Source organism: Photobacterium aquae, from assembly GCF_001029445.1.
GTDB classification, from domain to species: Bacteria; Pseudomonadota; Gammaproteobacteria; order Enterobacterales; family Vibrionaceae; genus Photobacterium; species Photobacterium aquae.
In genome coordinates, this window is record NZ_LDOT01000023.1 from 247,567 (window position 1) to 272,595 (window position 25,029).

24 protein-coding genes are annotated in these 25,029 nt (G+C 47.8%); 22 read left to right on the forward strand and 2 right to left on the reverse strand.

All coding sequences use genetic code 11. From position 1 onward, the window contains the following. Positions 1–42: 42 nt before the first annotated feature. The 21 genes from ABT56_RS16475 to ptsP all read left to right on the forward strand — a co-directional run bounded on the left by ABT56_RS16475 (position 43) and on the right by ptsP (position 21,094). Positions 43–804, forward strand: a complete 762-nt coding sequence (locus ABT56_RS16475) for a DUF3450 domain-containing protein (protein WP_047879977.1) — start codon at positions 43–45, stop codon at positions 802–804. A 1-nt stretch (position 805) separates the two neighbouring features. Beyond that, on the forward strand, positions 806–2,149 hold the full coding sequence (locus ABT56_RS16480; protein ID WP_047879978.1) for a MotA/TolQ/ExbB proton channel family protein: 1,344 nt from the start codon (positions 806–808) through the stop codon (positions 2,147–2,149). Continuing rightward, on the forward strand, positions 2,149–2,709 hold the full coding sequence (locus ABT56_RS16485; protein ID WP_420835131.1) for a MotA/TolQ/ExbB proton channel family protein: 561 nt from the start codon (positions 2,149–2,151) through the stop codon (positions 2,707–2,709). Before ABT56_RS16480 ends, ABT56_RS16485 begins: the two co-directional genes overlap by 1 nt. Beyond that, entirely contained in the window at positions 2,709–3,113 is a 405-nt protein-coding gene (locus ABT56_RS16490; RefSeq protein WP_047879979.1) for an ExbD/TolR family protein, read from the forward strand. The genes ABT56_RS16485 and ABT56_RS16490 overlap by 1 nt, the downstream gene beginning before the upstream one ends. Continuing rightward, the gene (locus tag ABT56_RS16495; protein WP_047879980.1) at positions 3,113–3,730 is read left to right on the forward strand and encodes an energy transducer TonB; all 618 of its coding nucleotides are present in this window, start codon (positions 3,113–3,115) and stop codon (positions 3,728–3,730) included. Before ABT56_RS16490 ends, ABT56_RS16495 begins: the two co-directional genes overlap by 1 nt. Further along, complete coding sequence (locus ABT56_RS16500; RefSeq protein WP_047879981.1) at positions 3,727–4,902, forward strand: tetratricopeptide repeat protein; 1,176 nt, start codon at positions 3,727–3,729, stop codon at positions 4,900–4,902. Before ABT56_RS16495 ends, ABT56_RS16500 begins: the two co-directional genes overlap by 4 nt. A 326-nt stretch (positions 4,903–5,228) precedes the next feature. After that, positions 5,229–7,250, forward strand: coding sequence for an elongation factor G (gene fusA / locus ABT56_RS16505; protein WP_047879982.1), 2,022 nt, complete (start codon positions 5,229–5,231; stop codon positions 7,248–7,250). A 383-nt stretch (positions 7,251–7,633) separates the two neighbouring features. Next, positions 7,634–8,101, forward strand: a complete 468-nt coding sequence (locus tag ABT56_RS16510; protein WP_047879983.1) for a GNAT family N-acetyltransferase — start codon at positions 7,634–7,636, stop codon at positions 8,099–8,101. Positions 8,102–8,497: 396 nt separating this feature from the next. Continuing rightward, positions 8,498–9,571: an SGNH/GDSL hydrolase family protein gene (locus ABT56_RS16515; RefSeq protein ID WP_047879984.1), complete on the forward strand. Its 1,074-nt coding sequence runs from the start codon at positions 8,498–8,500 to the stop codon at positions 9,569–9,571. A 178-nt stretch (positions 9,572–9,749) separates the two neighbouring features. Beyond that, a complete protein-coding gene (locus ABT56_RS16520) occupies positions 9,750–10,379 on the forward strand; it encodes a PepSY-associated TM helix domain-containing protein (RefSeq protein ID WP_047879985.1) in 630 nt (209 codons plus the stop codon). Between the two features lie 28 nt (positions 10,380–10,407). Next, positions 10,408–10,929: a DUF2271 domain-containing protein gene (locus ABT56_RS16525; RefSeq protein ID WP_047879986.1), complete on the forward strand. Its 522-nt coding sequence runs from the start codon at positions 10,408–10,410 to the stop codon at positions 10,927–10,929. An 18-nt stretch (positions 10,930–10,947) separates the two neighbouring features. Further along, positions 10,948–11,781, forward strand: coding sequence for a DUF4198 domain-containing protein (locus tag ABT56_RS16530; RefSeq protein ID WP_047879987.1), 834 nt, complete (start codon positions 10,948–10,950; stop codon positions 11,779–11,781). Between the two features lie 65 nt (positions 11,782–11,846). After that, on the forward strand, positions 11,847–12,164 hold the full coding sequence (locus ABT56_RS16535; RefSeq protein ID WP_047879988.1) for a hypothetical protein: 318 nt from the start codon (positions 11,847–11,849) through the stop codon (positions 12,162–12,164). Then, positions 12,161–12,736: a DUF6162 family protein gene (locus tag ABT56_RS16540; protein WP_047879989.1), complete on the forward strand. Its 576-nt coding sequence runs from the start codon at positions 12,161–12,163 to the stop codon at positions 12,734–12,736. The genes ABT56_RS16535 and ABT56_RS16540 overlap by 4 nt, the downstream gene beginning before the upstream one ends. A gap of 67 nt (positions 12,737–12,803) precedes the next feature. Next, positions 12,804–13,727 (forward strand): metal ABC transporter solute-binding protein, Zn/Mn family, encoded by a 924-nt coding sequence (locus ABT56_RS16545; RefSeq protein WP_047879990.1) that lies wholly within the window; start codon positions 12,804–12,806, stop codon positions 13,725–13,727. Further along, a complete protein-coding gene (locus ABT56_RS16550; protein ID WP_047879991.1) occupies positions 13,727–14,482 on the forward strand; it encodes a metal ABC transporter ATP-binding protein in 756 nt (251 codons plus the stop codon). Before ABT56_RS16545 ends, ABT56_RS16550 begins: the two co-directional genes overlap by 1 nt. After that, the gene (locus ABT56_RS16555) at positions 14,482–15,354 is read left to right on the forward strand and encodes a metal ABC transporter permease (RefSeq protein WP_047880031.1); all 873 of its coding nucleotides are present in this window, start codon (positions 14,482–14,484) and stop codon (positions 15,352–15,354) included. Before ABT56_RS16550 ends, ABT56_RS16555 begins: the two co-directional genes overlap by 1 nt. 23 nt (positions 15,355–15,377) lie before the next feature. Continuing rightward, positions 15,378–16,289 carry a metal ABC transporter solute-binding protein, Zn/Mn family gene (locus tag ABT56_RS16560; RefSeq protein ID WP_205626097.1) on the forward strand — a complete coding sequence of 304 codons (912 nt, stop codon included), beginning with the start codon at positions 15,378–15,380 and terminating at the stop codon, positions 16,287–16,289. 687 nt (positions 16,290–16,976) lie between these two features. Then, positions 16,977–18,041 carry a dihydroxyacetone kinase subunit DhaK gene (dhaK, locus tag ABT56_RS16565; RefSeq protein ID WP_047879992.1) on the forward strand — a complete coding sequence of 355 codons (1,065 nt, stop codon included), beginning with the start codon at positions 16,977–16,979 and terminating at the stop codon, positions 18,039–18,041. Positions 18,042–18,043: 2 nt separating this feature from the next. Next, on the forward strand, positions 18,044–18,685 hold the full coding sequence (gene dhaL, locus ABT56_RS16570) for a dihydroxyacetone kinase subunit DhaL (protein ID WP_240478336.1): 642 nt from the start codon (positions 18,044–18,046) through the stop codon (positions 18,683–18,685). A gap of 3 nt (positions 18,686–18,688) precedes the next feature. Further along, positions 18,689–21,094, forward strand: coding sequence for a phosphoenolpyruvate--protein phosphotransferase (gene ptsP / locus ABT56_RS16575; protein WP_047879993.1), 2,406 nt, complete (start codon positions 18,689–18,691; stop codon positions 21,092–21,094). Positions 21,095–21,184: 90 nt separating this feature from the next. Here the strand turns inward: ptsP and dhaR are convergent, their stop codons facing one another. Together dhaR and ABT56_RS16585 are read right to left on the reverse strand one after the other, a co-directional pair. After that, positions 21,185–23,116 (reverse strand): dihydroxyacetone kinase operon transcriptional regulator DhaR, encoded by a 1,932-nt coding sequence (dhaR, locus tag ABT56_RS16580; protein WP_047879994.1) that lies wholly within the window; start codon positions 23,114–23,116, stop codon positions 21,185–21,187. Positions 23,117–23,198: 82 nt separating this feature from the next. Beyond that, the gene (locus ABT56_RS16585) at positions 23,199–24,134 is read right to left on the reverse strand and encodes a cation efflux transmembrane domain-containing protein (RefSeq protein ID WP_240478337.1); all 936 of its coding nucleotides are present in this window, start codon (positions 24,132–24,134) and stop codon (positions 23,199–23,201) included. 205 nt (positions 24,135–24,339) lie between these two features. On the opposite strand from ABT56_RS16585, the gene ABT56_RS16590 reads away from it, so the two are divergent. Continuing rightward, on the forward strand, positions 24,340–25,023 hold the full coding sequence (locus tag ABT56_RS16590; protein ID WP_047879995.1) for a Crp/Fnr family transcriptional regulator: 684 nt from the start codon (positions 24,340–24,342) through the stop codon (positions 25,021–25,023). The last annotated feature ends 6 nt before the right edge of the window (positions 25,024–25,029 follow it).

Sequence of the window (25,029 nt, forward strand, 5' to 3'; positions counted from 1 at the left end):
CTCTTCATTGGGAAGCGATTTTTTCTATCAAATGTAAAAAGAATGAATGTTAAAAAAACCAGTTTAGCTTTATTACTGCTAGGTTCGATTTCCGGGGTACAGGCAACAACCCTTGGTGAAGCGCGTAGCGTTGAAAATGCAATGAATAGCTCATCGGCTAAGAGCCAGAATAGAATTGATGCCAGCGCAGAAGCGGCCTTGTCGATGCAGGCAGAAATGGAACAGTTGCAAGAAGAAGTGAAGAATCTGACGGTCTACCGCGATCACATGGCGAACTTGGTTGCCAATCAAGAGCAGGAAGCGAGCAGCCTTGCCGATCAGATTTCAGGCATCAAAGAGACCCGTCAAGGTGTCGTACCATTGATGTACCGTATGTTGGATGGCTTGGAGGTAATTGTTGAGAATGACAAACCGATCCGTCACTCTCAGCGATTGGCGCGTATCGCCAAGCTGCAAGCAATGATGACACAGGCCGATGTCAGTGACGCGGAAAAATACCGCCGTATTCTAGAAGCCTACCAAATTGAAATGGATTACGGCACCAAGATGGGGATTTACCAAGGCGAGGTACAGCTAGACGGCGATCGCATTGAAGCCGATCTGTTATATCTCGGCCGCATTTCGTTGGTTGCCCGGAGTCTTGATGGCCACCAATTCTGGGCGTGGAATGATATGTCATCCCATTGGCAGCCGCTCGATAGTAGCTACGCCAAAGATATCAACAAAGCGTTTGCTATCGCATCCAAACAAGCGGCTCCAAGCCTGATCACCCTGCCTGTATCTGTCGACATGGAGGCGAACTAAGATGAAACTCAAAGTGCTAGCTACGGCTCTTTGCCTTGCCTCGACTGTTTTGCTGCCAGTTCAGGTCCAAGCTGACACCGCTTTGCTTGATCAGACGCGCCAAGAGCAACGAGTGCAGAAGGCCCATGACGTCCAGCGCGAAAAGGGCTTTAAGCTGACAGAAGCGGAAATTCGTTCTCAGCGAGATGCATTGTTGCGCCAACGTGATCAGCTTCAGCGCGAAACGAATGTGCTGAGTAAAAGTTTCAGTGAAAATGAAAACAAACTTGCCCGTCTTGAAGAGCAGTTGCGCTTGGAGACCGGCAGCCTGGGTGAATTGTTTGGCGTTGTACGTCAGGCCGCCAAAGAATTAGAGAGTGAAATGGCGTTTTCGGTAACCAGTATTGACCGAAATAGCCACCAGCGTGTGGTTGATGAAATTGTCGCCGCCAAAACGCTGCCGTCCTTGAATCAACTTTCCGGCCTGTGGAAAGGTATGGAAGATCAGATTCTTGCAAGTCGCGAGATGCGTAAAGTTTCTGTGCCTTTCATTAATGGTCAAGGACACCAGTCTGAAGTAACGGCATACCGTCTTGGTAGCATGGGGTTGATAGGCGAGCAAGGTTACCTTGCATGGGATGGCGATCGCAATGCGGCTAAAATCTACCTAAAGCAGCCTGAAAACGGGCCTGTTTTGGCTTCAATGGCAGCATTGGCTCAAACGGGGGTGCAGCCAGCCGTTGTTGACCCGTCGCGTGGCATTATGCTTGAGCAACTTGCTAATTCACCGAGTTTATCAGAGCGCCTTGCCCAAGGCGGGGTAGTGGGGCAAATTATCCTTGGCCTGCTGGGTATTGGTTTGATTATCGCCCTGTTCCGCGGTGTGAAATTGGCTGTTTCGCGCCAGCAGATCAACAAGCAGCTTAAGAATCCGCAGCAACCAGGGAATAACCCGTTGGGGCGAGTCTTGAGCGTATACAGCAAAGAGCAGCAGCGTAGTGTTGAAGCGCTTGAATTGCGTCTTTTGGAAACCATAGTCGACGAGCAGCAAGGGCTTGAAAAGGGCCTATCTATGCTGAAGCTTTTGGCTGCATTGGCGCCGATGCTCGGCTTGTTGGGTACGGTGACGGGGATGATCGAAACCTTCCAAGTGATCACCCAGTTCGGTAACGGCGATCCGACAATCATGGCTGGTGGTATTTCAACGGCGCTTGTTACAACTGTATTGGGCCTTGTTGCGGCGATGCCATTGTTACTGGCGCATAATATTTTGAGCACCCAGTCTGAAAATATTCGCTGTATCCTCGAGAAACAAGGGATCAGCATGGTGGCAGAGCAGGCCGAGAAAGTAGGAAAAGCCGCGTAATGGAAAACAGTCTTTATAACATCCCGCTGTTGCATACATCGATGTTTGAAGCCTGGTGGTTCTCGTTAGAGCATTTTATGAACCAAGGTGGCCAGATCCTCTGGTGGCTGGCTGCTGTGGTTGTATTTAGTTGGCTATTGGTGCTTGAGCGGGTGCTGTATCTTGGCTTTACCTATCCAAAGCAGAAAAAACAGTGGTTGGCGCAGTGGCAGGCACGGAGCGATCAAACATCATGGTATGCGCATGCCGCCCGTGATGGCTGGCTTAATCAGGCCCATTTGGCGTTGAACCAGCACTTGAACCTGATCAAGGTGTTGGTGGCCATCTGCCCGATGCTTGGTTTGTTGGGTACGGTAACCGGGATGATCTCGGTCTTTGATGTGATGGCTACGCAAGGCAGTAGCCAACCGCGCCTGATGGCCTCGGGAATTTCATTGGCTACTCTGCCGACAATGGCCGGTATGGTGGCGGCGCTGACAGGAATGTTTGTTCATTCCCGTCTATCCAAGGCATGCCTGTTGCGTGAACTTAAACTAGAAAAATTGTTAAGGAGTCAGTGATGAGACTGAGTCGTCCGTCTTCTGCCCGTGAGGATGCCCAAGTAGATTTGACATCTATGTTGGATATCGTCTTTATCATGTTGATTTTCTTTATTGTTACTAGCTCATTTGTACGTGAATCCGGCGTAGAGGTTAACCGGCCGCAAGCCAGTAATGTCGTGAGCCAGAAAGACGCCGGTATTTTTGTCGCGATCACCTCGTCGAATGATATTTATATCGACAAGCGAGTCATCGATGCCGAGCGTGTACAGGCGACCTTGGAGCACCTGTTACTGGAGCAGCCGGAGGCATCATTAGTGATACAGGCCGATGAGCATGCCTATAACGGTACTGTAGTGAAGGTCATGGATGCAGCGAAAGGCGCAGGCGTGAAGAATATTGCGCTGGCTGCGGAGAAACGCTAATGCTGCGTTTTCTTATCGCGTTGCCACTGGCTATCGTCACGGCATTGGGTTTGTTTACTTTTATGGCGTGGATGGTCGATAACGGCCATCAGCGAGCACAGGAAGAAAAACAAGCCCTGTCGTTTGACATGGTCATGGTTGAACAGGAACAAGAGATCCAACGCCGCCAGCGAGCGGTACCTGAAAAACCCGAAACGCCTGAACCACCGCCGGAAGCGGTCCCGATGACATCGCAAGCATCGGCAACGGCAAGCGTAACCCCGACAATGCCAAGTTTGAGCCTGGACACGGCCATCAGTGGTATTGCGATTAATATGCCGACGTTTTCAGATTTCGGCTCGAATCAGCAAGCCATGCCGCTGTATCGTGTCGAGCCTAAATACCCAGCCCGTGCAATGAAGCAGGGCGCTGAAGGGTATGTGGTGATGTCGTTTACTATCGACTCGCAGGGGCGTCCGAGTGATATCAAAGTGCTTGAGGCAAAACCCCGCCGTCTGTTTGAGCGTGAGGCGATGCAGGCATTGCGTAAATGGAAATATCAGCCGAAAGTGGTTGATGGGAAGGCAATCGCTCAGATTGGCCAAACGGTAAGACTGGAGTTTAAACTTCAAAAATGATCAAAGCACTGACATTACTTCTCGCACTCGCGTTGCCGTTGACCGTCTTTAGCGAGGGCGCAAAAGCGGAGCTATCGCAGTTTACGGCCAATAAGGTTCAGCGGGCCAATACCCTGCAGCAAGATGAGCGTCTGCCTGAGGCAATTGTCTTGCTGGAGGGATTGGATCCGTCACGTGATTACGACAAGGCATTTGTCCAGCGTATGCTGGGGGTATTTTATTGGCAGCAAGGCAATCACGATAAGGCTGTACGTAATCTCAGCGCGGCGGTTGCCTCTGGACTGCTTCAGGATGAGCAGGCTTGGATAACCCAAAGGATGCTGGCTGATATTCTGCTCTCAGATGAAAAGTTCAAGCAGGCACTGCCACATTATTACGCGTTGACTAAGCATATACCTGCGACCCAGAAAGCCGACGAGCTATGGCTGCGAATTGCACAGGCTCATTATCAGATTGGTGAGTGGCAACCGGTTATAAAAGCGATTGCCCAGTACGATAGGTATGAACGCAAGGCAAAAGTCCAGCCACTGACATTGAAACTGGGTTCACAACTGCAGCTAAAACATTGGAAAGGGGCCATCCCGACCCTTGATACGCTGATCGGTTTGGAGCCGAATAAAGTGGTTTGGTGGCAGCAACTGGCAGGTATTCAGCTTCAGTTGGGGCGTAGCAAGGATGCGCTGGGTACGTTAGCAATGGCCAAGCGCAAAGGCGTATCGCTAACACAGCAAGATTTGAAAACATTGGCGCAGCTGTATGCGCAGCGTGGGATCCCCGAACGCGCTGCGGAAATTTATGCGGAGCTTGATGGCGCAGCGTCAGACCCCAAATTGGTTTCTACTCAGGCCTTATATTGGCAAATGGCAAAAGAGTGGGAAAAATCAATAACGGTATGGGAACGTGCCGCCAAGCTTGATAACCAGTATCGCTGGCAATTGGCACAGCTGCTATTGCAAGAAGGGCATTATCAGCAAGCGTTGGTTCAGCTAGATAAAGTCAGGGGGAGTAAGCATAAAGCCGATGTTGAGTTAGCAAAGGTCAGGGCTTATTACAAACTGGAAGATTTTGAGCAGGCCATTGTTCATGCCAAGCGAGCTGATAACCTTCAATCGAGCTCGGCGTCTAAGAGTTGGATCAAATACTTGAGCCAAATGCGTAAAATGGACAGCTAGCCTCAAGTATTGCCTTAGTGATATTGGGTCGAAAAGCCACTGTTGAGAAACCGGATGACGGGTATCACAACTGTGGCTTTTTCTTTAATTGTGCCCTGCATGATCCCTCCTCGTATGAAACTCATCACAGTAAATTCGCTATAAGTATCGCAGCATGGGTATATAACCTATTCTTAACATGCTGACACGCCCAAGCAGTAATGCGTGAACACTAGGTTGATGCCTATGACAGTTCCCATAAGAAAAATGACTTGGAAGACGAGATGGCGGGGTATCCCGCCAGCACGCTGTTTTTATCGTTTTCTAATCGTTAGCAAGGGGGCTGTATGCCAATCAATGTTATTCGCAATGTTGCGTTCGTTGGTCAAAGTGGAGTAGGGAAAACGACACTGATCGAACGTCTTCTTTTTACCGCTCAATCAACCACCCATTTAGGCAGTGTAAAATCTGGTGATACCATCACGGATTTTGATCCTCAGTCTATTCAATACCAACACAGTATCGAAGCTACCCCAGTGAATTTGGCTTGGCAAAATCGGCGGATGAATATTATTGATACGCCGGGATTGCCAGAGTTAGTTGGGCGTTGCTTGAGCGTATATCCTGCCGTTGAAACAACAGCATTGGTACTGGATGCCAATACGCCGATAAGCCAGCTATCCGATCGCCTTTTTGCTTACGCTTGTGAGCAAAGCAAATGCCAGATGATTATCATCAACAAGATTGATCTGAATCCAGAGAAAATCGCAGAGTTAATAGCCTTGGTAACCGAGCATTTTGGCAATGCCTGCTTGCCTATTAATTTGCCAAGCCCTGATGGGATCTCAGTAGCAGATTGTTATTTCGAGCCGGCATACGATGAAGTATCGGCAATCGATACGGTTACTGATGCTCATGAGCGGCTAGTCGATCAGGTCATTGAGCTTGATGAGGATTTAATGGCACTCTATCTTGAGCAGGGATCAGCGTTAACGCCAAAGCAGCTCCATACACCTTTTGAAGAAGCGCTGAGAACCGGTCATATCGTTCCGATCTGTTTTGTTTCGGCTGAAACTGGGGCGGGAATTGAATTGCTGCTACGCACGTTGGCCGAAATTATGCCGCGTCCTGATGAAGGCAACCCTCCGCATCTGGAACAGCAGGGTAATATTGTTCGGATCGATTGTGATCAAATGGATCATGCTGTTGCCCATGTTTTCAAAGTGAGTGTGGATCCGTATCTTGGAAAGCTTGCATATATCCGAGTATTTCAAGGTGAGATCAATACAGGAGCACAGCTTTTTGTCGGCAATAGCAACAAGCCGATAAAGGTTGGCCACCTGTATCAGCTACAAGGTAAAAAACGGATGGAAATCTCTCAGGCAAGGGCTGGGGATTTCTGTGTATTGGCAAAAGTGGATGATTTGGCTTTTGATGTTGTGCTCCATGACTCTCATGATGAAGATGGTGTGGTCATGAAGGATTTGGATTTTCCCGCCCCCATGTACAGCCTTGCGGTCAGTCCGGTTAAGCGGGGTGATGAGCAGAAGCTGTCCGAGGTTTTGGGCAAGATTGCAGCGGAAGATCCGACATTGCGGGTAGAGCACCGGGTCCGAACCAATGAAACAGTATTGAGTGGTCAGGGGGAGTTTCATCTTAAGATTGCACTGGAGAAGATGGCCTCGGTGTACAAACTTGAGGTCAGTACGGCCCAGCCAAGTATTGAGTACTTTGAGACGATCACCCAGCCTGCCGAAGGGCATTATCGCCATAAGAAACAGAGTGGCGGGGCGGGGCAGTTTGGTGAAGTGCAGCTGAGAGTGCGGCCATTAGAACGCGGGATGGGATTTAGTTTCGTGAACAAAGTGGTCGGTGGGGCAATTCCTACTGCATTGATCCCTGCAGTCGAGAAAGGGGTTCGTCAGGCGTTGTCGGAAGGCGCGATTTCGGGTAACCCGATCAGGGACATAGAAGTAACGGTCTATGACGGGAAATACCATTCGGTTGACTCCAAGGAGATTGCGTTTGTTATTGCCGGTAAAAAGGCATTTCTTAACGCTGTACGTGATGCCAGCCCGATCGTTCTTGAGCCGATTGTTGAATTGAACCTGACGGTGCCTGTGAGTGCGGTAGGGGATGTGACGGGGGATCTTGCTGCCAACCGGGGATTAATTCTGGATACGCGAGCAGGGGATAATCAGCTAACCCAGATCATGGCAAAAATCCCCCAAAATGAGCTTGAGGATTACGCGCAAAAGTTGCGGGCAATGACAGGAGGTGAGGGGAGCTTTACCTTAAATATGAGCCATTTTGAAGCGGCCCCGCCGATAATTCAAACAGAGGTTTGTAACACAGCAAATAATCATTAAATGTAAAATTAACCAGCCAGTTTCTGATTTTTATTTTTGGAATCTGGCTGGTTAATATTGTGTAGCGTTAAGTCTGAATATAAGAGCAATGGTTTGATGTATTTCATATCAATGTGATTGAAGTTTTATATTGGTAATATTTTTAGTGACAACCGTTAATATGTAACTGAAGTCATATTTCATCAGTTGTAATTGAAGCAAATGTACCAGTGTCTATGCATTCCAAATAGGAATAAATCTGGCTTGGCATGAGTGATTACTTTGTACATATGTCAGTATTATTCAAAATGCTCATCTCAATTTTTTGTTTATTATAGTTAGTTATAGAATTTTATAAATTTAGTCCTCATAATTATCATGTGAAAATGATATTGAGGTTATAAGTGAACATTCGTCATGCCACTGAAGGTGATTTTGATTTTCTGTTTGATTTGAAAAAGTATGCTGAATATGGACCTATTACCGCTAATTTTGGCTGGGATGAAGGAGTCCAACGTGCGATGCATGAGCAAGAGTGGGAGGAAGCGAGGCCTGAAATCATAGAGGTTGATGGAGAGCGTGTCGGGTGCTATTTGGTGCAAGACAAACGTGATCATTGGTATTTCGCTCGCTTTTTTATAATGCCACAAATGCAGGGGAAGGGATTAGGATCAAAGATTCTGTCTATGGTGCTGGCCAAGGCCGACAAGTTGTCAATGCCTGTTGCGTTGTGTTATCTGCGAGGGAATCGAGTCGGTGAACTCTATCGACGATTCGGTTTTGAGGTGACTCAAGAAACCGTCAACTTCATTTACATGTATCGAGGTTGCATTGAGGGGCGTGAGTCACCAATCATAGAAAGTAATTCATAGATATTAGGGGGGATAAACGCAAAGTGTATTCCCCTTGATAGTCAGTAAGATTTATTCTTTTGAGGTATTTTCTGGTTGGGTTTGTGCTCGTCTAGGACTAGGTGATATCGATTGTTTGTCGTAATTCCTATCTTAATTCAAAAAAAATGTATTTTGCATGTTGTATTGATGATGTTTTTTATGGCTAATGCATATTTTTAATCATTTGTTTATTTTATATCGATTGGATTATTTACATGTATAAGCTGTTAAATATAGATTATTTGTGCTGTTGTAAAAATTAATTATATCTGGCTAATAATTTCAGTAGTCGAAGGTTAATGATCGTTATACTGCTTTCATGAGAATGTAGTTGCCAGATTCATTGCTATTTAAATTTAATTGAGGTTATTCGTTATGTTTATAAAAAGCGTTGCTTTCTCTGCAATTGTACTCTCCACATCGGTTTTTGCTGATGCCATTCCTGCTACTCATTATGCTATTGATTATGAAGGTCGTGCAGTTAAAGATTATAATTCTGGCCATGTAGGATTTAACTGGCCGGGTACTCATGTAAAAACACAGTTTACCGGAACAAACTTCTCCGTTGATATGATCGGTAATGGTGACCATTTTGATGTGCTAATTAATGGTAAAGTTACTGAGAAGTTGATAACTAATTATGGTGGGGTCACGCAAACATTTAAGTTGTTTAATAGCTCAGAGCCAACAACAGTTACTATTGAACTTGTCAAACGAACTGAAAATTATGAAGCGATGACGAAAATCATTGCTTTTGATCATGACGGGCAGCTTGAAGGAATATGGGAAAACAAGCCTCATATTTTGTTTATTGGTGATTCCATCAGTGCGGGATTCGGTAGCGAGTCAGATAAACGTGATTGTACCTGGCAGGAAATTTACGATACCTCCAATGCCCGCGTGGCGTTTCCCTATCAAACCGGCGAGGAACTGGGGACGAGCATCACCCAGATTTCCTTTTCAGGGTTAGGGTTGATCCGTAATTGGAACGGTAACCAGCCATACCATGATTTGACCTATTATGCCGATAAAGCAGGGGCTATTTTTGGTAATAAGATGGATTTTGAAGATAAGTATCCGGATCTGATTGTAGTCGAAGTCGGTACCAATGACTTCAGTACGGATCCGCAACCCCATGAGCAATGGTCGGACATAGAGGAGGTTAAGGCCGCTTGGATTGATCGGATGGTCGAGTTTGTCGGCGAACTCAAGTACCGTTACAACGATGCCAATGTTGTTCTGATGCCGCGTCCTGCTTATCCTTATGATTACATTATCCCGGCAACAGTTGAAGCGATAGATTTGCTGGAAAAGCAAGGTAAATCAGGTGTGTACAGTCATGTCTTTGTTTCTCCGCTTGAAGGTTGCGGCTGGCACCCAACGCAAACCGAGCATGCTGATATTGCGAATAAATTGAGTCAATTCATTCGCGATAACAACTTGTTGTAACACTTCATCTCATTTGATGGGCGGTGCGGCTTTGTAGCCGCATTGTCATCGCTTCCTGTCCCTGATTTCTCTATTGCATCACTCTTATTCACATTCGTAAACTTTGTAAATTTGAATGCCAATGAAAACAATTATCATTATGATGCCTTCATCTTAGAGTGGTTAATACATTGTTTTCATGGTGCTTAAAAACAAAGCAGTACAACTTTGGGCGCGACGCCTACATATCTATGTTTCTATGGCGTTGCTGCTGGTTGTGTTGTTCTTCGCAGTTACCGGCATCACGCTCAATCGTCCGGAGCTATTTGTAAAATCCCAGCCAGATATTACCTCGCAGACGTTGTCCGTACCTGAAAGTATTTTTGTTTCTGGTAACGAAGCATTTGTGCCAGATCAAGCAGTGCTATTGGCTTATTTGGCAAAGCATGCGGATTTATCAGGCACGCCTTCAGCGATGGAAGTGTTCAAAGAGGTCGAAGACGGTGAGTTGATCGAGGGTGAAATCGCAATGGATTACAAAGGCCCAGGTTTTAACGCCACTGTGTTCATAGATTTGCCTAGTCGTACCGCTGAGATTGAAGCATCCCATTACGGTGTGGTTGCAGTGCTAAATGACCTTCACAAAGGACGTAACAGTGGTGAGGTCTGGAAATGGTTTATTGATATTACCGCGGTACTCATGGTGCTGTTTGTGATGACAGGGGTGTGCTTGTTGATCCCGAAGAAGAAAACGCTTCATACCTCGATGAAGTGGATGTTCGCTGGGTCACTGGTTACCTTGCTGGTTTATTTTGTTGCTGTGCCGTAAGTAACAGCGTGTTGTAAGTAGGAATGTTATGAACACTTTCGCTAAATCTATCGTCGGCATGGCCCTTGCGCTGCCTTTGTCTTTTGCCGTGCACGCCAAGCCGCTACCAGACAGTGCGCAAATGGATATTGAGTTTGCATTGCCGAAAATCGAAACGTCGATGTATGCCCGCCCTTATGTTGCTGTCTGGATTGAAGATGCGCAGCGTAAACCTGTACGGACGGTTCAGTTGTGGGTAGGCAAAGATGAATGGCTTAAGGATTTGCGTAGCTGGTGGCGCAAAGTAGGCCGTTATGACCGTGAGTTGGTCGATGCGGTAACGTCAGCCACTCGTCCCGCTGGCGACTATCGTTTTGTGTGGGATGGCTTGGATGATAACGGCAAGCGAGTAGCGCAGGGGGAATACACCTTTTATGTGGAAGTTGTTCGTGAACATGGCGGCCGAAACTACCTGCGCCAAAAACTGACTTTGGCTGAGACCTCTTTTAGTCATCATATAGCGCCGACCGAAGAAACGGGCGATATCAACCTGCATTATTCTGTGAAGTAATTTAAAGAGACATAGTTTATGAAAAAGAACACTTTCAAAGCCGCTTCACTGGCTTGTGTGATTGTCGCTGGCCTTGCGGTATCTGCCTCGGCGAATGCTCACCCGCGTTGGATTTTGCCCTCGCATTTTACCGTGTCTAAAGAAGGCGGTGATTGGTTGACCTTTGATGTAACCGCATCACACGGTACGTTTGTTTTTGATAAGCCAGCAGGCGCTGAGACCGGTGAGATCATCATGCCGGATGGACGAGTAGAGCGACCAACGTATGTGACCCGAGGTAAGCGTCGTTCAGTATTCGATTATCACTTTGTCGAAGAAGGCACGCACAAAGTACGTGTTAACAATGTTCCTTCTTACTACACCCAATACAAAGCGGGCCGCCGTGATACGGTGAAGTGGGTGAAGGCCCACAAAGCTGAGCGTGACGAAGTGCTGCCGAAGAAATCTCGTGACGTTGTGACGCAACTTAGCTTCACGCGTGCGGAGAGTTATATCACCGTAGGTAAACCGACGAAGGAAGCCTTCAAACTGGAAGGAAAGTATCTGGAAATGGTGCCAGTGACTCATCCGGCCGATATCGTGGAAGGTGAAGATGTTCAGTTCCAGTTCTATTTCAATGGCAAGCCTCAGCAAGGCGTGACGGCTGAAATTACCCGTGAAGGGACACTGTACCGTAACCACCAAGAACAAATTGATGTTGTTAGTGATGAAAACGGCATGGTGACATTTACCCCGAATCAGGCTGGTCGCTGGTTGATGAAAGCAAACTACAAGGGTGATTTGGTCAATAATCCGCTAGCTGATCGTGCCAGCGTTAACGTTCACCTGTCTTTTGAAGCCGTGCTTCAATAATTTCGTATTGGTTAATAACGTGGGAGGTTTGCTATGCAGGCCTCCGTGCTTGCGTTGAGGTTGTAATGAAAAAGCTGATTGTTACCTTGTCTACAGTGGTAGCCCTACTGGCACCGCTATCGGCTCAAGCCCATTTCCCTTTGATGAGTTGTTGGCTTGAATCTGAAAAAGTGGTTTGCCAAGCCGGATACAGTGATGGCAGTACGGCTGTCGATTATGCGGTAGATATGTTTGACTATGACGATAACCTGATCAGTCGAGTGCAGACAGACAAGCGTTCAATCGCAGAATTTAGCCACCCGGGAACCGATTTTTACCTTGTGTTCGATGCCGGGCATGAAAATCCTGTCGAAGTTGATGTTGTCGAGATCGAAGAGAAATGATCCGCGAAGCTGTGAAGCCGGAGAATGGCAGTCAGGAAGGCAAATGGGTCGGGTTGGCTATTGTGCTGATTTTACTGTTTGCTGCCGTGGCATTGCCGTTTCACCAGTCTGAAACCGAGTCTGTTGAATTGGCAGCCCATCAGGTTGCTATTTCTGACTTGGCTCAACCGGAGCTGGCAATGCTGGCTGATATTCGCTTGGCCCATGAAGAGATCCGTAATATCTATTTGGATAATTTGTCTGAGGCGATCACATCAGAATGGCCTGAGGTCAGCGAGCTTGAAGAAATGTGGCTAGCACCATTTGTTAAGGATAAGAGCTGGCAGCATAAAGGGGAACATCTGTGGTTTGCCAATAATGATGGTGGCTATTTAGGGGTTCGCCAAGCACAGCAAGGGTCGGCATCTGTCATATTGCTTTCCTCGGGAGATGAGCCGGAAGTCTGGTTTTCTTATGCTCCGGTGACAGAAGGCCGTGCGTTGCTGCTGGCGCCGGATCTGCGGCGTACCTTACAAGATAAAGGCTGGAAACAGCTGTCAGCTGCACAATCTCACCAACAACATTCTCATTAATATCTATGGGTTCGGTTTGCTTGCCGAACCTTGTTTCGCGCCTATTCCTACCTAAGGTAGAGCAACAATGATGAAAATACATTCACTTCGCCATATTTTTGCCTCGGCACTGCTTTGCGTCTCTTCGTTTGGCGTGCAGGCTCAGGAAAAACTGACCATTGGAATCACCTTACAGCCGTATTACAGCTATGTGAAGGCGGTGGTAGGGGATAAAGCTGACATATTGCCTCTGGTCGATGCCGGGTTCAATCCTCACAATTACCAGCCTCAGCCCAACGACTTGCGACGTCTTAATCAAATGGATGTTATTGTCGTTAACGGGATAGGCCATGATGATTTTGCCTTGAAAGTGATTGCCGCGGCTAATCGTTCGGATTTGGTGGTGATTGAAGCGAATAAGGATGTTCCACTGCTGCCTGCTATGGGGCAGTCTGTCGGTGCTGGCGCGGTGAATCCCCATACTTTTGTTGGCTTGTCGACAACGATCCAGAAGGTTTACACCATTGCCAATGAAATGGCGCGTCTCGATCCGGACAATGCTCGTACCTATCGTGCCAATGCCCGTAAATATGCGGCTTCTTTCCGTAAGCTCAAGCATGAGGCGATGACGACACTTGGTGATTTGGACACTAGCGGGATGATTGTTGCGACCACCCATAATGCCTATGGCTATTTGTTACAGGAGTTCGGCGTCGATGTCGCAGCTGTTATTGAGCCTGCTCACGGGGTCGAGCCAAGTGCCAGCCAATTGCAAGAAACTATCGAGAAAATCCGCAATTCAGGCATCGATGTACTTTTTTATGAGCTCAACATGCCTAACCGTTATGTAGACACCATCGAAAAAGCCACGGGCGTGCAGCTATATCGTTTTTCTCACATGACACACGGCCCTTACGAGGACAATAAAGTAGAAAAAGAGATGAAAGATAATTTGGACACCCTCATTGAGGCAATGCAGTTTGCTGCAGCCAATAAGGCAAAGGTGGGTTAATGCAAGGTCCAAGTATCATTCTGGATAATGTCGGTTTGCAATATGGCGATAACACGATTTTGCACGGCATTAATCATACCTTTGAGGCAGGTCAGTGCCATGTGGTGATGGGGCCAAATGGTGGTGGTAAAACATCCTTGTTGCGCTCTATTCTCGGGTTGACGCCGTTTGCCGGGAATATAGATATTTGCTGGGGAAGCAAAAAGGGCAAGGTCGGCTATGTGCCGCAGAAAGCCGTGTTTGAATCCAGCCTTCCACTGACAGTGATGGATTTCATCCTGTTGAACCAAAGCCGCACACCACTGTTTTGGTCGCGCTGGCGTAATTTGTCGAAACAGCAGGCGACGGCCCTCGAGCAGCTCGATCGTGTCGGGATGGCTGAGCGAGCCGAACGTCGGATGGGGCAGTTGTCTGGCGGTGAGCAGCAGCGTGTGCTGTTTGCACAGGCACTGTTGGATAATCCTGATTTGATTGTACTTGATGAACCAACGACAGGAATGGACGAGCAAGGTGTCCGCTATTTGGAAGCGTTGATTTTAGAGCTCGTAGCCGAAGGCAAGACCCTGCTGGCGGTTCACCATGATGTGAGTGCGGTACGCCGTTTGGATGCCAAAGTCCATGTGGTCAACCGTACTTTGATCGACAGTGGCAGTGTTGCCGACGTGTTGACGCCTGAAAAAGTTGAGCGCTTGTTTAATCATTACACGAGTCAGACTGAAGTGATGGGTGAGATCGCACGGGAGCAAGCCGCATGATGGAGATGATTCGCCATTGGGCATTGATGGGCGTTGAGGCGGGGTGGTTAAGTGAGAGTTTCTCCTATGCCTTTGTGGTCAATGCCGTTGTGGCCGCTTTGCTGGTGGGGCCGCTGCTAGGTGGTTTGGGGACATTGGTTATTGCCAAGCGCCTTGCCTTCTTCTCAGAGGCTGTTGGCCATGCGGCCCTGACGGGGATCGCTCTGGGGGTGCTGTTAGGTGAGCCGCCGGAGAACCCGATTATCGGCTTGTTCTGTTTTTGTATGGTTTTTGCTCTGCTATTGCACTTTGTTCGTAATCGTACCAACGTGCCTTACGATACATTGGTTGGGGTATTCTTGGCGTTAGCCTTGGCTGTTGGTGCCGCCCTGTTAATGTATGTTGCTCGCAAAATTAACATCCATATGCTTGAAAACGTGCTGTTTGGTTCAATTTTGACTGTAACGGATCAGGATATTCTTATCCTTGGAGTAAGCTGTTTATTAATAACGCTGGTATTAATCCCGACGTTTAACCGCATCTTATTGACTTGTATCAGTCCGGATATTGCCCGTGTACGTGGCCATGCGACGCATTTTTACGATTACCTGTTTGTAATGATGATAACTTTGGTCACTATCGCTTCGGTGAAAATTATCGGTGCAGTACTGGTTGGGGCACTGTTATTGATCCCTGGTGCTACCGCTCGACTGATGACTCACAAGATGGGTGATTTTGTTCTGGTATCGGCTTTGCTGGCAACGGTAAGCTGTTTGGTCGGTACGATTTTGCCAATGGAGCTTGAACTGCCTGTGCCTTCTGGGGCCGCGATCATTATCGTATCGGCGACGTTTTTCTTGCTGGCGACCTGCTATCGCATTGTTCGTAAATAGTTTTGGTGCGAAAGGATAAATATATGACATTAAACAACACACAACACATCTCGCGCCCGGCTAGAACGAAAGCTTTTGCGTTGTTGGCAACGATGGCGCTGGCGGTGCTAGCAACGCCAGCAATGGCCAAGGATATTCTGACCGCGACACCGGTTACCTATATGTTGGCAACAGAGTTGACGCGGGGTACTGCACTGGAAACCGAGTTTCTACCCCCTAAGCGCTATGGTATGAACCGCCTGCCGAACTGGTTTGCCAGCAAAGGGGCAGAGGCAACGGTGAAAGCAGCTCAAGGTGCTCAGGCGGTCATTACGCTGTCTGCGGTGTGGCCGGCGGACCCACTCTATGTTCATGCTCGTCAGGGTAATATCCGTATTGTTGAAATTGATGCATCGCAGGCCATCTCGCCTCGTGCACAAGGGGTCGCGGCCCTGCGTTTGGCTGACGGCTCTATTTCGCCATATAGCTGGCTAAATCCTGCAAATATTACCCGTATGGCTGCCATTGTCGGGCAGGATCTTCAGAAAATTTGGCCTGAGCATGCAGATCGAATCGCTGTTAACCAGCAGGCGCTGATGCTTGAAGTCCGCCAGTTGATCAATCAGCAACAACAGGCGTTATTTGAAGCCGAGGTTGATTCGGTGATTCTACTCTCGTCAGAGCTGGAAGATTTTGCGTCAGGTAACCAACTGTTTGTTGTGGAGCGCTATACTCGCCCTGAAATTGAGTGGAGTAAGGCAGACAAGCAGGCATTTGTCGAATTGCTAAATACCGATAAAACCCTATGGTTGCTCAGTGCCAAAAAGCTGTCAGCTTCGATGAAGGCGATGTTGCCGGAAAACGTGAAGGTCATGGTGATCGACAGTGTTGACCGCTGGGGACGTGAAGGTATTGATGCCAAAGAACCGTTGCAACGTTGGGAAATTCGTCTTTAAGCGTTAATTAGTTCGTTTTGAAGCCCGGTGTATCGATAGGATACACCGGGCTTTTTGTTATGGCCGCAGATGAAAAATAGGCATTACGTGAAATCGCTATTCGGTTTACTCCATTCTCTTTCGCTAGCTCTTTTTAGAGACAATAAGTGTTTCTTATTGGAACGCCATGAGTGGTTTTGGCAGCAAAATGTCTTTGCTAGTAGCGAGTAATTCATCGTCTATTCCTAGTGCGGATATTTGTGCTTGAGGGTATCAGGTTGATTAGGCGATCGTTTTCTGTTTTGCCAATGTCCTCACGGAAAATGTCCATTAATCATGTCTATGAGATCATCCCACTTTGCTTGTTGTGTTCTGTATTTATTTATAATCAATGGTTTAGGTTAAAATTGGGTGTGTTGTTGTGTAGGGGGCATGATGTTCTCTTGATACCTGACGGCGATAGGTTGATATTCATATAGGTTTCTATTGTTAGGGCGTGTCGGTGATCACGAAATTGGCCATACTCTTTATTTTTGTTTCAGAATGAAACGGATTTTGTGTCTGTACCATTTCATTGTGAAACGGAAAAAAATGCCATTGTCATGAGGGTAACTGGCTCTAGGATGGGGCAACACCTTAGCAAATAACGTGAACAAATACGCCGAAGAGCGAATTAAAACACAATCCGAATTATAAGAGAGGGATGGCATGAAAAAGTTAATCAATCGTGTAGAAGACGTTGTGAAAGAGCAAATGGAAGGCTTGGCCTTTTCTCGCCCTGAGCTGCTAGTGAGTTATGAACCGCGCTATATGTGGCACGAACCAAAACAAAAACAAGTTGCTTTAGTGTCTGGTGGCGGCAGTGGCCATGAGCCGCTTCATGCGGGCTTTATCGGTGAGGGTATGCTGACGGGAGCTTGCCCGGGGGAAGTTTTCACTTCACCAACACCAGATCAAATGTATGAGTGCGGTCAGAAGGTTAACAGTGGCGAAGGGGTGTTGTTTGTTATTAAGAACTATACCGGTGATGTACTGAACTTTGAAACAGCCGTTGAGCTGTTACATGCTGATGGTATTCCTGTAGGAGCCGTACTTACCGATGATGATGTTGCGGTAAAAGACAGCTTGTACACAGCTGGTCGTCGAGGTGTGGCTGGCACGGTATTGGTTGAGAAAATGGTAGGCGCAGCGGCTGCGAAAGGGTACAGCCTAGAGCAATGTGAAGTATTGGCTCGCCGTATCAACGATAACTGCCGTTCATTTGGCGTGGCATTGCGGGCTTGTGTGGTGCCGGCGGCGGGGCAGCTATCTTTTGTGCTGGAAGACAATGAAGTTGAATTCGGTGTTGGTATTCATGGTGAGCCGGGTATTGAGCGCCGAGCATACGAGAATGTCGATTCGTTGGTTGATCAGATGTTTGCCGAGATCATGGAAAACACAGGCTATAGCCGCACCTTGCGTATATGGAACCGTGGGAATGGCGATTGGGATGAGGTTGAAACCCCGATTGCGGATTTTGGCAAAGACAAAGATTACGTGGTTTTGGTCAATGGGTTGGGGGCGACCCCCGCGTCTGAATTGTACGGTGTATATCGCCGTCTGGCACAAAATTGCGAGAAAGCGGGTATCCGTATTGTGCGCAATCTTGTCGGTAATTACTGTACATCCATCAATATGGAAGGTATTTCCATCACTTTGCTTCAGGCTGATGAAGAAATGCTTGAGCTATACGATGCGCCAGTAAATACAGCTGCAATGACGTGGGGTAAGTAATAATGTCTATGCAAATTGAAAAGCAGCATATCGTGACATGGCTGAATCTGTGTGCTGATACTTTTGCGCGCAATCAGGATTTTCTGACTGATTTGGACCGCGATATCGGTGATGCTGACCACGGTCTAAATATGAATCGCGGTTTTAGCAAAGTGCGAGAGAACTTGCCGAAAGTTCAAGAGCAAAATATTTCGGCCATTTTGAAAAATACCGGTATGACGTTGCTATCGAGTATTGGTGGAGCCAGCGGCCCACTGTATGGCACCTTGTTTATTCGTACTGCGGCCTCTGTGGGGGCGCGTGAAGTCTTGAGCTTTGCTGAGTTTATCGATGATTTAAAGAGCGGCGTAGATGGTGTGGTATCTCGCGGCAAGGCGGAGCAGGGCGATAAGACCATGTGCGATGTCTGGCTGCCGGTGCTGCAACACGTAAAGACAGCTCTTGAGAAAGGGACTGATGGTGAGTATTTGCTCGATGAAATGGTTGAGAGTGCCGAGAAATGTGCCATATCCACTATCGAAATGCGGGCGAAAAAAGGTCGTGCTAGTTACCTTGGTGAGCGCAGTATCGGCCATCAGGATCCGGGCGCGACATCATCAATGTTGATGATTAAAGCACTGAAACAAGCAATGACAGGGTGCTAAATCATGGTTGGCATTGTAATTGTTTCGCACAGTCTTTTACTTGCCCAAGGGGTGGCCGAATTGGCCACCCAAATGACCCAAGGGCAAGCGAATATCGCTATTGCTGCAGGTGTTGATGATCCTGATAACCCAATTGGTACCGATGCCATCGCGGTCATGGGGGCTATCGAAGAGGTTTGTGATGATGACGGCGTTGTGGTGCTGATGGATCTGGGCAGTGCGCTGCTCAGTACCGAGATGGCGCTGGAGCTGATTGCTCCTGAGCTTGCTGAAAAAGTGTCGCTGCTTGATGCTCCTATTGTGGAAGGCACGATGGCGGCATCAGTAGCAGCTGCTGCGGGGCTGTCTCGTGAGGCGGTGATTGTCGAGGCACAAACGGCTTTGGATGTGAAAAAAGAACATCTGGGTAGCGGTAACCCCACAGATAATGAGAATAACTCGCTGGATGCCGAAGAATCGGATCAACCCGTTTTGAGTTTTATGTGGCAGGTACAAAACCCACATGGTATTCATGCTCGTCCTGCAGCCGCGATTGTCCGCGCAATGGCCCGTTTTGATGCCGATACCGTGTTACTCAAAGGGGATCAGCAAGCCAGCGCCAAAAGTCTTAATAGTATTGCCAAACTTGGGGTTCGTTGCGGTGATGATATCTGTGTGCGTTCCCGTGGGCCCAAGGCACAAGAGGCCATTGATGCCTTTGCTGCTATGGCTGCCGATCATTTTGGTGAGGCTGATTTGGTCGATGCTTTTTCTTTTTTCCAAGCAGATGAAAATGTATCAAACAGCGATGCTGATACCCACCTTGTACAAAGCGAGGCTCCGGAAGGGGCATTGGCGGGTATTCGGGTCAGTGATGGCGTGGCCATTGCACCGGCCGCTATTTTTACAGTAACGATGCCCGAGGTGCCGCAGCGGGAATTTGTTGGTGAGTCGAATGAAATGGCGTCTTTGCAGCGCGCCATTGGTGATGTTGTTCAAGAATTGCAGGTGCTGTCCATTGGTGAGCACGGTGCCATTTTTGATGCGCATGCATTGATGCTAGCAGACCCGGATATCCCGATGGCATTGCAGAAAGTGGTCGCGAAAGGCGAGATTGCCGAACGCGCATGGCTGTCTGTGATGGATGATTTGGCAGCCCAGTATGCCGCAGCTGATAGCCAATACATGCGAGAGCGTGAGGCGGATGTGCGTGATATTGCCCGTCGTGTGATGGTGGCGCTAACGGGGGATAAAGGCCCGGCGATGAGCTTGGCTGAACCGGTTGTTTTACTGGCACGCGATTTGATGCCATCGGATGTCGCTGGGCTGGATAAATCGAAAGTGTTGGCTGTTTGCCTGAGTGAGGGGGGGAAAACGTCACATAGCGCGATTTTAGCCCGTGCGATGGGGATCCCCGCATTGGTTAAGGCCAAGGGGTGTTTGGAGCAAGTGAAAGCGGGCGATACCGTTATTCTTGATGGTTTTGAGGGGCTGCTATGGTTTGCGCCGGGAAAAGATGTTGAACAAGGTTTAGTGGATAAACGTCAGCAATGGCGTAACGACATTGAAACCTGCGCCACTAAAGCTCTCGCTCCCGCTATTACACACGCAGGCAAAACAGTCAGCGTATTGGCTAATATTGGTGGACCTGATGATGTTGCTCTGGCTCAAGCGTGCGGAGCAGAGGGCGTCGGGTTGTTCCGGACAGAGTTTTTGTTCCAGCAACGGGATGTGTTGCCAAGTGAGGACGAGCAGTTCCAAGTCTATTGCCAAATTGCATCAGCATTTGGTGATAAGCCGGTAACGATTCGTAGCTTGGACGTTGGCGGGGATAAACCGTTAGCGGCTTATCCAATGCCCGCAGAAGACAATCCGTTTTTGGGTCAACGGGGGGTTCGCCTGTGTCTTGCCCATCCAGATCTCTTTGCGACACAATTGCGAGCTATTTTGCGCGCGTATCAGCAGCAGCCGAATATTCAATTAATGATCCCGATGGTCGCAACGGTTGATGAAGTCCGGCAGGTGAAAGCCTTGTTAGAGCAACAGCGTCAACAGCTTGAGCTTTGTGATTCGAGTTTGCCAGTTGGTATTATGATCGAAGTGCCGGCAGCGGTGCTGAATGCCGATGCGTTGGCACAAGAGGTGGATTTCTTCTCTATTGGTACCAATGACCTTACCCAGTATGTGATGGCTGCCGATAGGGGGAACAGTGCGGTTGCTGAACTGGTAGATTATTTCCAGCCTGCAGTTATGAGTGCGATAGCACGAACATGTGCGGCAGCCCACAAGGCGGGTATCAGCGTGAGTATGTGTGGTGAAATGGCCGGAGATGTCACGGCAACTGAAACCCTACTATCGATTGGTTTAGGTAAGTTCAGTGCCAGTGCAGCTTTGTTGCCAGCATTAAAAGAAGCCATTCGGCGTTGTTAGCCAATTGTCTTGTCTATCTATTTACCGAAAAGCCCTCATATGAGGGCTTTTATATTTTCCAGCTACTGCAATTTTTTTGGGGGAACAGCATTAGCGCATTTTGTCAGCTAACCCATACTTGTCGATTTTTCGCCAGAGCGTGGTGCGGCCTATCGCGAGTGCTTTTGCAATGTCGCACATTTTGCCATCGTATACTTTCCATGCATTGATAATTGCTTTTTTCTCCAATTCTTCGAGTGTTTGCATGGGAACACTATGCAATGGGCCGCTCTCAGAATTTTGCATGATATGGTCCGGAATATCTTTTAGCTGAACGTGGTTTGAGCTGCGATTGAGAAGTATGCGTTCCATCCTGCTCTTGAGTTCAGGATCGTTGCCGGGCCATTCAAAAGCGAGCAGGGTATCCATGACAATAGGATCAATATGAATCGTGACATGGTGGCGTTTTTCGTAATCGGTAACGATACGCTCAATATGCAGGGCAATATCATCCTTGCGCTCGCGCAGTGGTGGGATGGTAAGTTCGTGGTTTGCAATGGCGTAATAAAGTTGGCGGCTGAAAGAACCTTGTGCCACATAAGCGCTTAAATCGGATGACGTACTAGTAATTAATTGGAAATTAACAGGAATGAGCCGCTGGCTATCACTCCGGCTCATTAATCCTGTTTTTAGTATTTTAAGCAGGGCTGATTGGAGTTCTTGGCTGAGATACTCGACTTTTTCCAGTAACAAGGTACCCCCGTGGGCAAGCTCGAATTTGGAGGGGAGGCCGTTATCGGCATCATAGCCCAAAAGTTCGCGGTTCATATTTTCATCGTTTATCGCCCGGCAGTTAACGGTAATAAAAGGGCCGGTTTGAAATTCACATTCGTTATGAATTGCCATTGCCAGTGACGCTTTTCCCACCCCTTCTTCGCCACAGAGCAGTATGGGGGATTTGGATTTGACCGCGCGCTTGGCGACGGTTATCAAGTGTTTCATCGGCTTAGAGCGAGCCGCCAGCGTGGCAAAGGTATATTTTGCACTTCCCCCAATTTGCTGTTGTGCGAGTTGGCGAATTTTGTTGATGGGATGAATAAATAAAAGGGTTGAGCCATCTTGCAACTGGCTTACAGACAAAATAGCTTCGATAAATTCGCTATTAATCTCAACGGTCGTTAGCTTGTGGCAGATATTTTCGTTTTGCTCGAAGCTCGCCAAAATATTGGGCGCAAAGCGGATCGTATCGAAAATATTTTTATCTATAACATTGATGGCATTGAGCTGGAAAAGTACTTCGGCTTGCTGGCTTACCATGATGATACGCTGGTTGGCATCCCACGCAATTAGACCATCGTCCACATTGGCCATGGTAGCATTATGCATGGCGATCATCCGGTTCATATTCTCTTGTTCGAAATGTAATTGCAGTTGAAGTGAGATCTCTCTGGCACAAGACACCGCAATGACACAGTGTTCGCGACGGTATTCGGTGGCCATTTTTATTAATGCCATGGTACCCCGTAACTTGCCCAATGAATCAAAAATGGGGGCCGCACACACACCGAACGGATGTAAATGTTGATTGAAGTGTTGCGCTGCGAAGACCTCTGCGGGCTGGTGGCTGTCAATGCACAAGCTAACAGCGTTCGTCCCTATTTTTCCTTCAGAAAGAAATCCACCATCGGTAATACCTAGGCTATCGAGTTTTTCGATGAGTGTTGAATGGCCGGTGCGTTTGACGATACAGCCATTATCATCGGTAACCAGCAAGGCAATAGGGTCGTGATGAAGTAAGTCAAAAGTGTCTTCAACGACAGTGACCGCACAATCGATAAGCGTTTGGTTACGCTTGATGAGTGAGCTGAGAGTATGACCTGAGGCGATATGTGGGGGAGACCAGTGAATAGCGCTACATTGATTGGCACAGCGTTGCCATGAGGCATAGTATGGGGAGGTTTCAAACTCAGGGGAAACCCAACGGTGTTTTTGGAAGAAATCCCAACGATGTTGGCCAGAAGCGATACAGTAGGTAGATGACATAGATACAAACGGGTAGAAACAATAGGCTATTCTATCGTGAGGCTATGGGACTCGGTGTGACCGTGATCCCATATGCCCTGTACTAATCCGTTATTGTGAATTCGACATCCAGGAAAGGATAATGGTTGTAGAGTTCATCATGGATTGCATGTTTCAATGCAACCAGTGTACAAGTCTCGGTGGAACCGAGTTTGCTGGCGGATAGCGAGGCGATAGCCAGAAAGCTGCTGCCTGTCTTGGAAATGAAGATATCTTCGGCGCTAATGGCGTACTTTCTTAAATGTACTTCAATTGTTTGCTCGATTCGTGAGTAATCATCCCCTTGTGATAATCGTCCGCCAGCCATTTCAATAAAGGCTTGTTTCACAATGCCTAGCGGTTGTTTGATCATCAGGCAGGCGAGGAGGAGCACCATAATGGCATCACCAATGTAGAGCAAAAAGGAAAAAGGACCATCTGCTGATACATAACCAATAATGATCAATATACATCCGGTTCCTGCCGACATAACACCATCGACTAGCGATGCGCTCTTGTCTGTTTTTAGCATGGCGCTGATCCCGCCTGTTTTTTCGGCTTGTCGGTGGTAGAAGAAAGCAAGACCAAAGCAAATAGTTACCATCGCGATGGAATAGAGCAGAATAGGGCCGGTATTCAGTTGTGGTAAGTCATCGCCTGCAAGGTAGCTGCCTATTTTGGAAAGGTTGCTGGTAATGGCGGTAATAATCACCCCGGTGATCAGTAACCCTTTCGCCATTGAATACAAAGACTCGGCGGCAAACAGGCCAAACGGGAAAGTACTGGTGCGGGTGGCCTTGACGGCAGTGATGTTAATGGCGGCCAGTGATGATAGGAACAGGATAAATGAAAAATTCCCGTCGAGAAGGAGGGCTTCCGAACCCGAAAGGTGAAATGCGGCCCAGCCAGACAGAGCCATAAAAAGGTTTGCGGCAGCACCGACTTTCAGTGATTTTTTTTCAACGGTGAGCAATGTGTTGTTTGGCTGTATCATGGTCATATCACTCCTTGATGCATATCGTTTTATTTTGCATTCATCGGAGTACAAAGTATACCCATGTGATTTTAATCTAGGGGCTTATTTTCCACCCCGCCACTTTATTATTCCGCCTGTGTTTGTTTCTCAGCACAATATTGTTGTGCTTCCATAAGGTTAGGTCTAGGATCGGTCGTTGATCGTATTTATGAGTTAGTTACAAGCCCGCATGCAAATTAAACCTTACTCGACAGGTCGATTTTTCGCCCACTTGGATGCGCAGTCGGAAGATTTCAGTCGCGCGATTTTTCAATGCCGCAAGTTTACCCGCCATCTTCGAGCCGGTGACGATATTCTTACCCAAGGTCAGGAACTTGATTACTTGCATATAGTCCCAACGGGGCGCGTTTCCATGAATATTTCAGCGGTTAACGGCCGACGTTTCCAATTGGGCGAGGTTGAATGCGATTATCAGGTATTTGGCGAGATGGAATATTTCACAGGGACAGACTGCCAGTGGAGTGTGGTGGCTGAACAGCCGTTGGCTGTTGAGGCAATTTGCCTACAATCTCTGACTGAGTTGCTGACTCGGACTCCGGCATTTAGCTTGTTTTTTGCCAGTGCGTTAGCGGTGGATTACCAAGATTCATTGGATATTTATACTAACCGTTTACTGCATCCTATCACTTATAATATTGCCTATGATTTGCTGCGGCGATCCAAGGAAAAGTCCATGTTGGGGGCATTTGATAAAGCGGGTATGGAAGCTGAACGTTTTGGAACAACAAGCCGAGTCTACCGTAGGGCGGTGAAAGATTTGATCGATCGGGGTCTGATCACCAAACAAGGTAATGAAATTACGGTTGTTGACAGGGTAGGGCTTAAAGCCTTTGTCGAGCATTGTGATAACTAACCGATC

Bases quoted from the DNA above. Each gene is read 5' to 3' on its own strand.
- ABT56_RS16475 (WP_047879977.1), top strand. From the start codon at position 43: ATGAATGTTAAAAAAACCAGTTTAGCTTTATTACTGCTAGGTTCGATT.
- ABT56_RS16480 (WP_047879978.1), top strand. From the start codon at position 806: ATGAAACTCAAAGTGCTAGCTACGGCTCTTTGCCTTGCCTCGACTGTT.
- ABT56_RS16485 (WP_420835131.1), top strand. From the start codon at position 2,149: ATGGAAAACAGTCTTTATAACATCCCGCTGTTGCATACATCGATGTTT.
- ABT56_RS16490 (WP_047879979.1), top strand. From the start codon at position 2,709: ATGAGACTGAGTCGTCCGTCTTCTGCCCGTGAGGATGCCCAAGTAGAT.
- ABT56_RS16495 (WP_047879980.1), top strand. From the start codon at position 3,113: ATGCTGCGTTTTCTTATCGCGTTGCCACTGGCTATCGTCACGGCATTG.
- ABT56_RS16500 (WP_047879981.1), top strand. From the start codon at position 3,727: ATGATCAAAGCACTGACATTACTTCTCGCACTCGCGTTGCCGTTGACC.
- fusA (WP_047879982.1), top strand. From the start codon at position 5,229: ATGCCAATCAATGTTATTCGCAATGTTGCGTTCGTTGGTCAAAGTGGA.
- ABT56_RS16515 (WP_047879984.1), top strand. From the start codon at position 8,498: ATGTTTATAAAAAGCGTTGCTTTCTCTGCAATTGTACTCTCCACATCG.
- ABT56_RS16520 (WP_047879985.1), top strand. From the start codon at position 9,750: ATGGTGCTTAAAAACAAAGCAGTACAACTTTGGGCGCGACGCCTACAT.
- ABT56_RS16525 (WP_047879986.1), top strand. From the start codon at position 10,408: ATGAACACTTTCGCTAAATCTATCGTCGGCATGGCCCTTGCGCTGCCT.
- ABT56_RS16530 (WP_047879987.1), top strand. From the start codon at position 10,948: ATGAAAAAGAACACTTTCAAAGCCGCTTCACTGGCTTGTGTGATTGTC.
- ABT56_RS16535 (WP_047879988.1), top strand. From the start codon at position 11,847: ATGAAAAAGCTGATTGTTACCTTGTCTACAGTGGTAGCCCTACTGGCA.
- ABT56_RS16540 (WP_047879989.1), top strand. From the start codon at position 12,161: ATGATCCGCGAAGCTGTGAAGCCGGAGAATGGCAGTCAGGAAGGCAAA.
- ABT56_RS16545 (WP_047879990.1), top strand. From the start codon at position 12,804: ATGATGAAAATACATTCACTTCGCCATATTTTTGCCTCGGCACTGCTT.
- ABT56_RS16550 (WP_047879991.1), top strand. From the start codon at position 13,727: ATGCAAGGTCCAAGTATCATTCTGGATAATGTCGGTTTGCAATATGGC.
- ABT56_RS16555 (WP_047880031.1), top strand. From the start codon at position 14,482: ATGGAGATGATTCGCCATTGGGCATTGATGGGCGTTGAGGCGGGGTGG.
- ABT56_RS16560 (WP_205626097.1), top strand. From the start codon at position 15,378: ATGACATTAAACAACACACAACACATCTCGCGCCCGGCTAGAACGAAA.
- dhaK (WP_047879992.1), top strand. From the start codon at position 16,977: ATGAAAAAGTTAATCAATCGTGTAGAAGACGTTGTGAAAGAGCAAATG.
- dhaL (WP_240478336.1), top strand. From the start codon at position 18,044: ATGTCTATGCAAATTGAAAAGCAGCATATCGTGACATGGCTGAATCTG.
- ptsP (WP_047879993.1), top strand. From the start codon at position 18,689: ATGGTTGGCATTGTAATTGTTTCGCACAGTCTTTTACTTGCCCAAGGG.
- dhaR (WP_047879994.1), bottom strand. From the start codon at position 23,116: ATGTCATCTACCTACTGTATCGCTTCTGGCCAACATCGTTGGGATTTC.
- ABT56_RS16585 (WP_240478337.1), bottom strand. From the start codon at position 24,134: ATGACCATGATACAGCCAAACAACACATTGCTCACCGTTGAAAAAAAA.
- ABT56_RS16590 (WP_047879995.1), top strand. From the start codon at position 24,340: ATGCAAATTAAACCTTACTCGACAGGTCGATTTTTCGCCCACTTGGAT.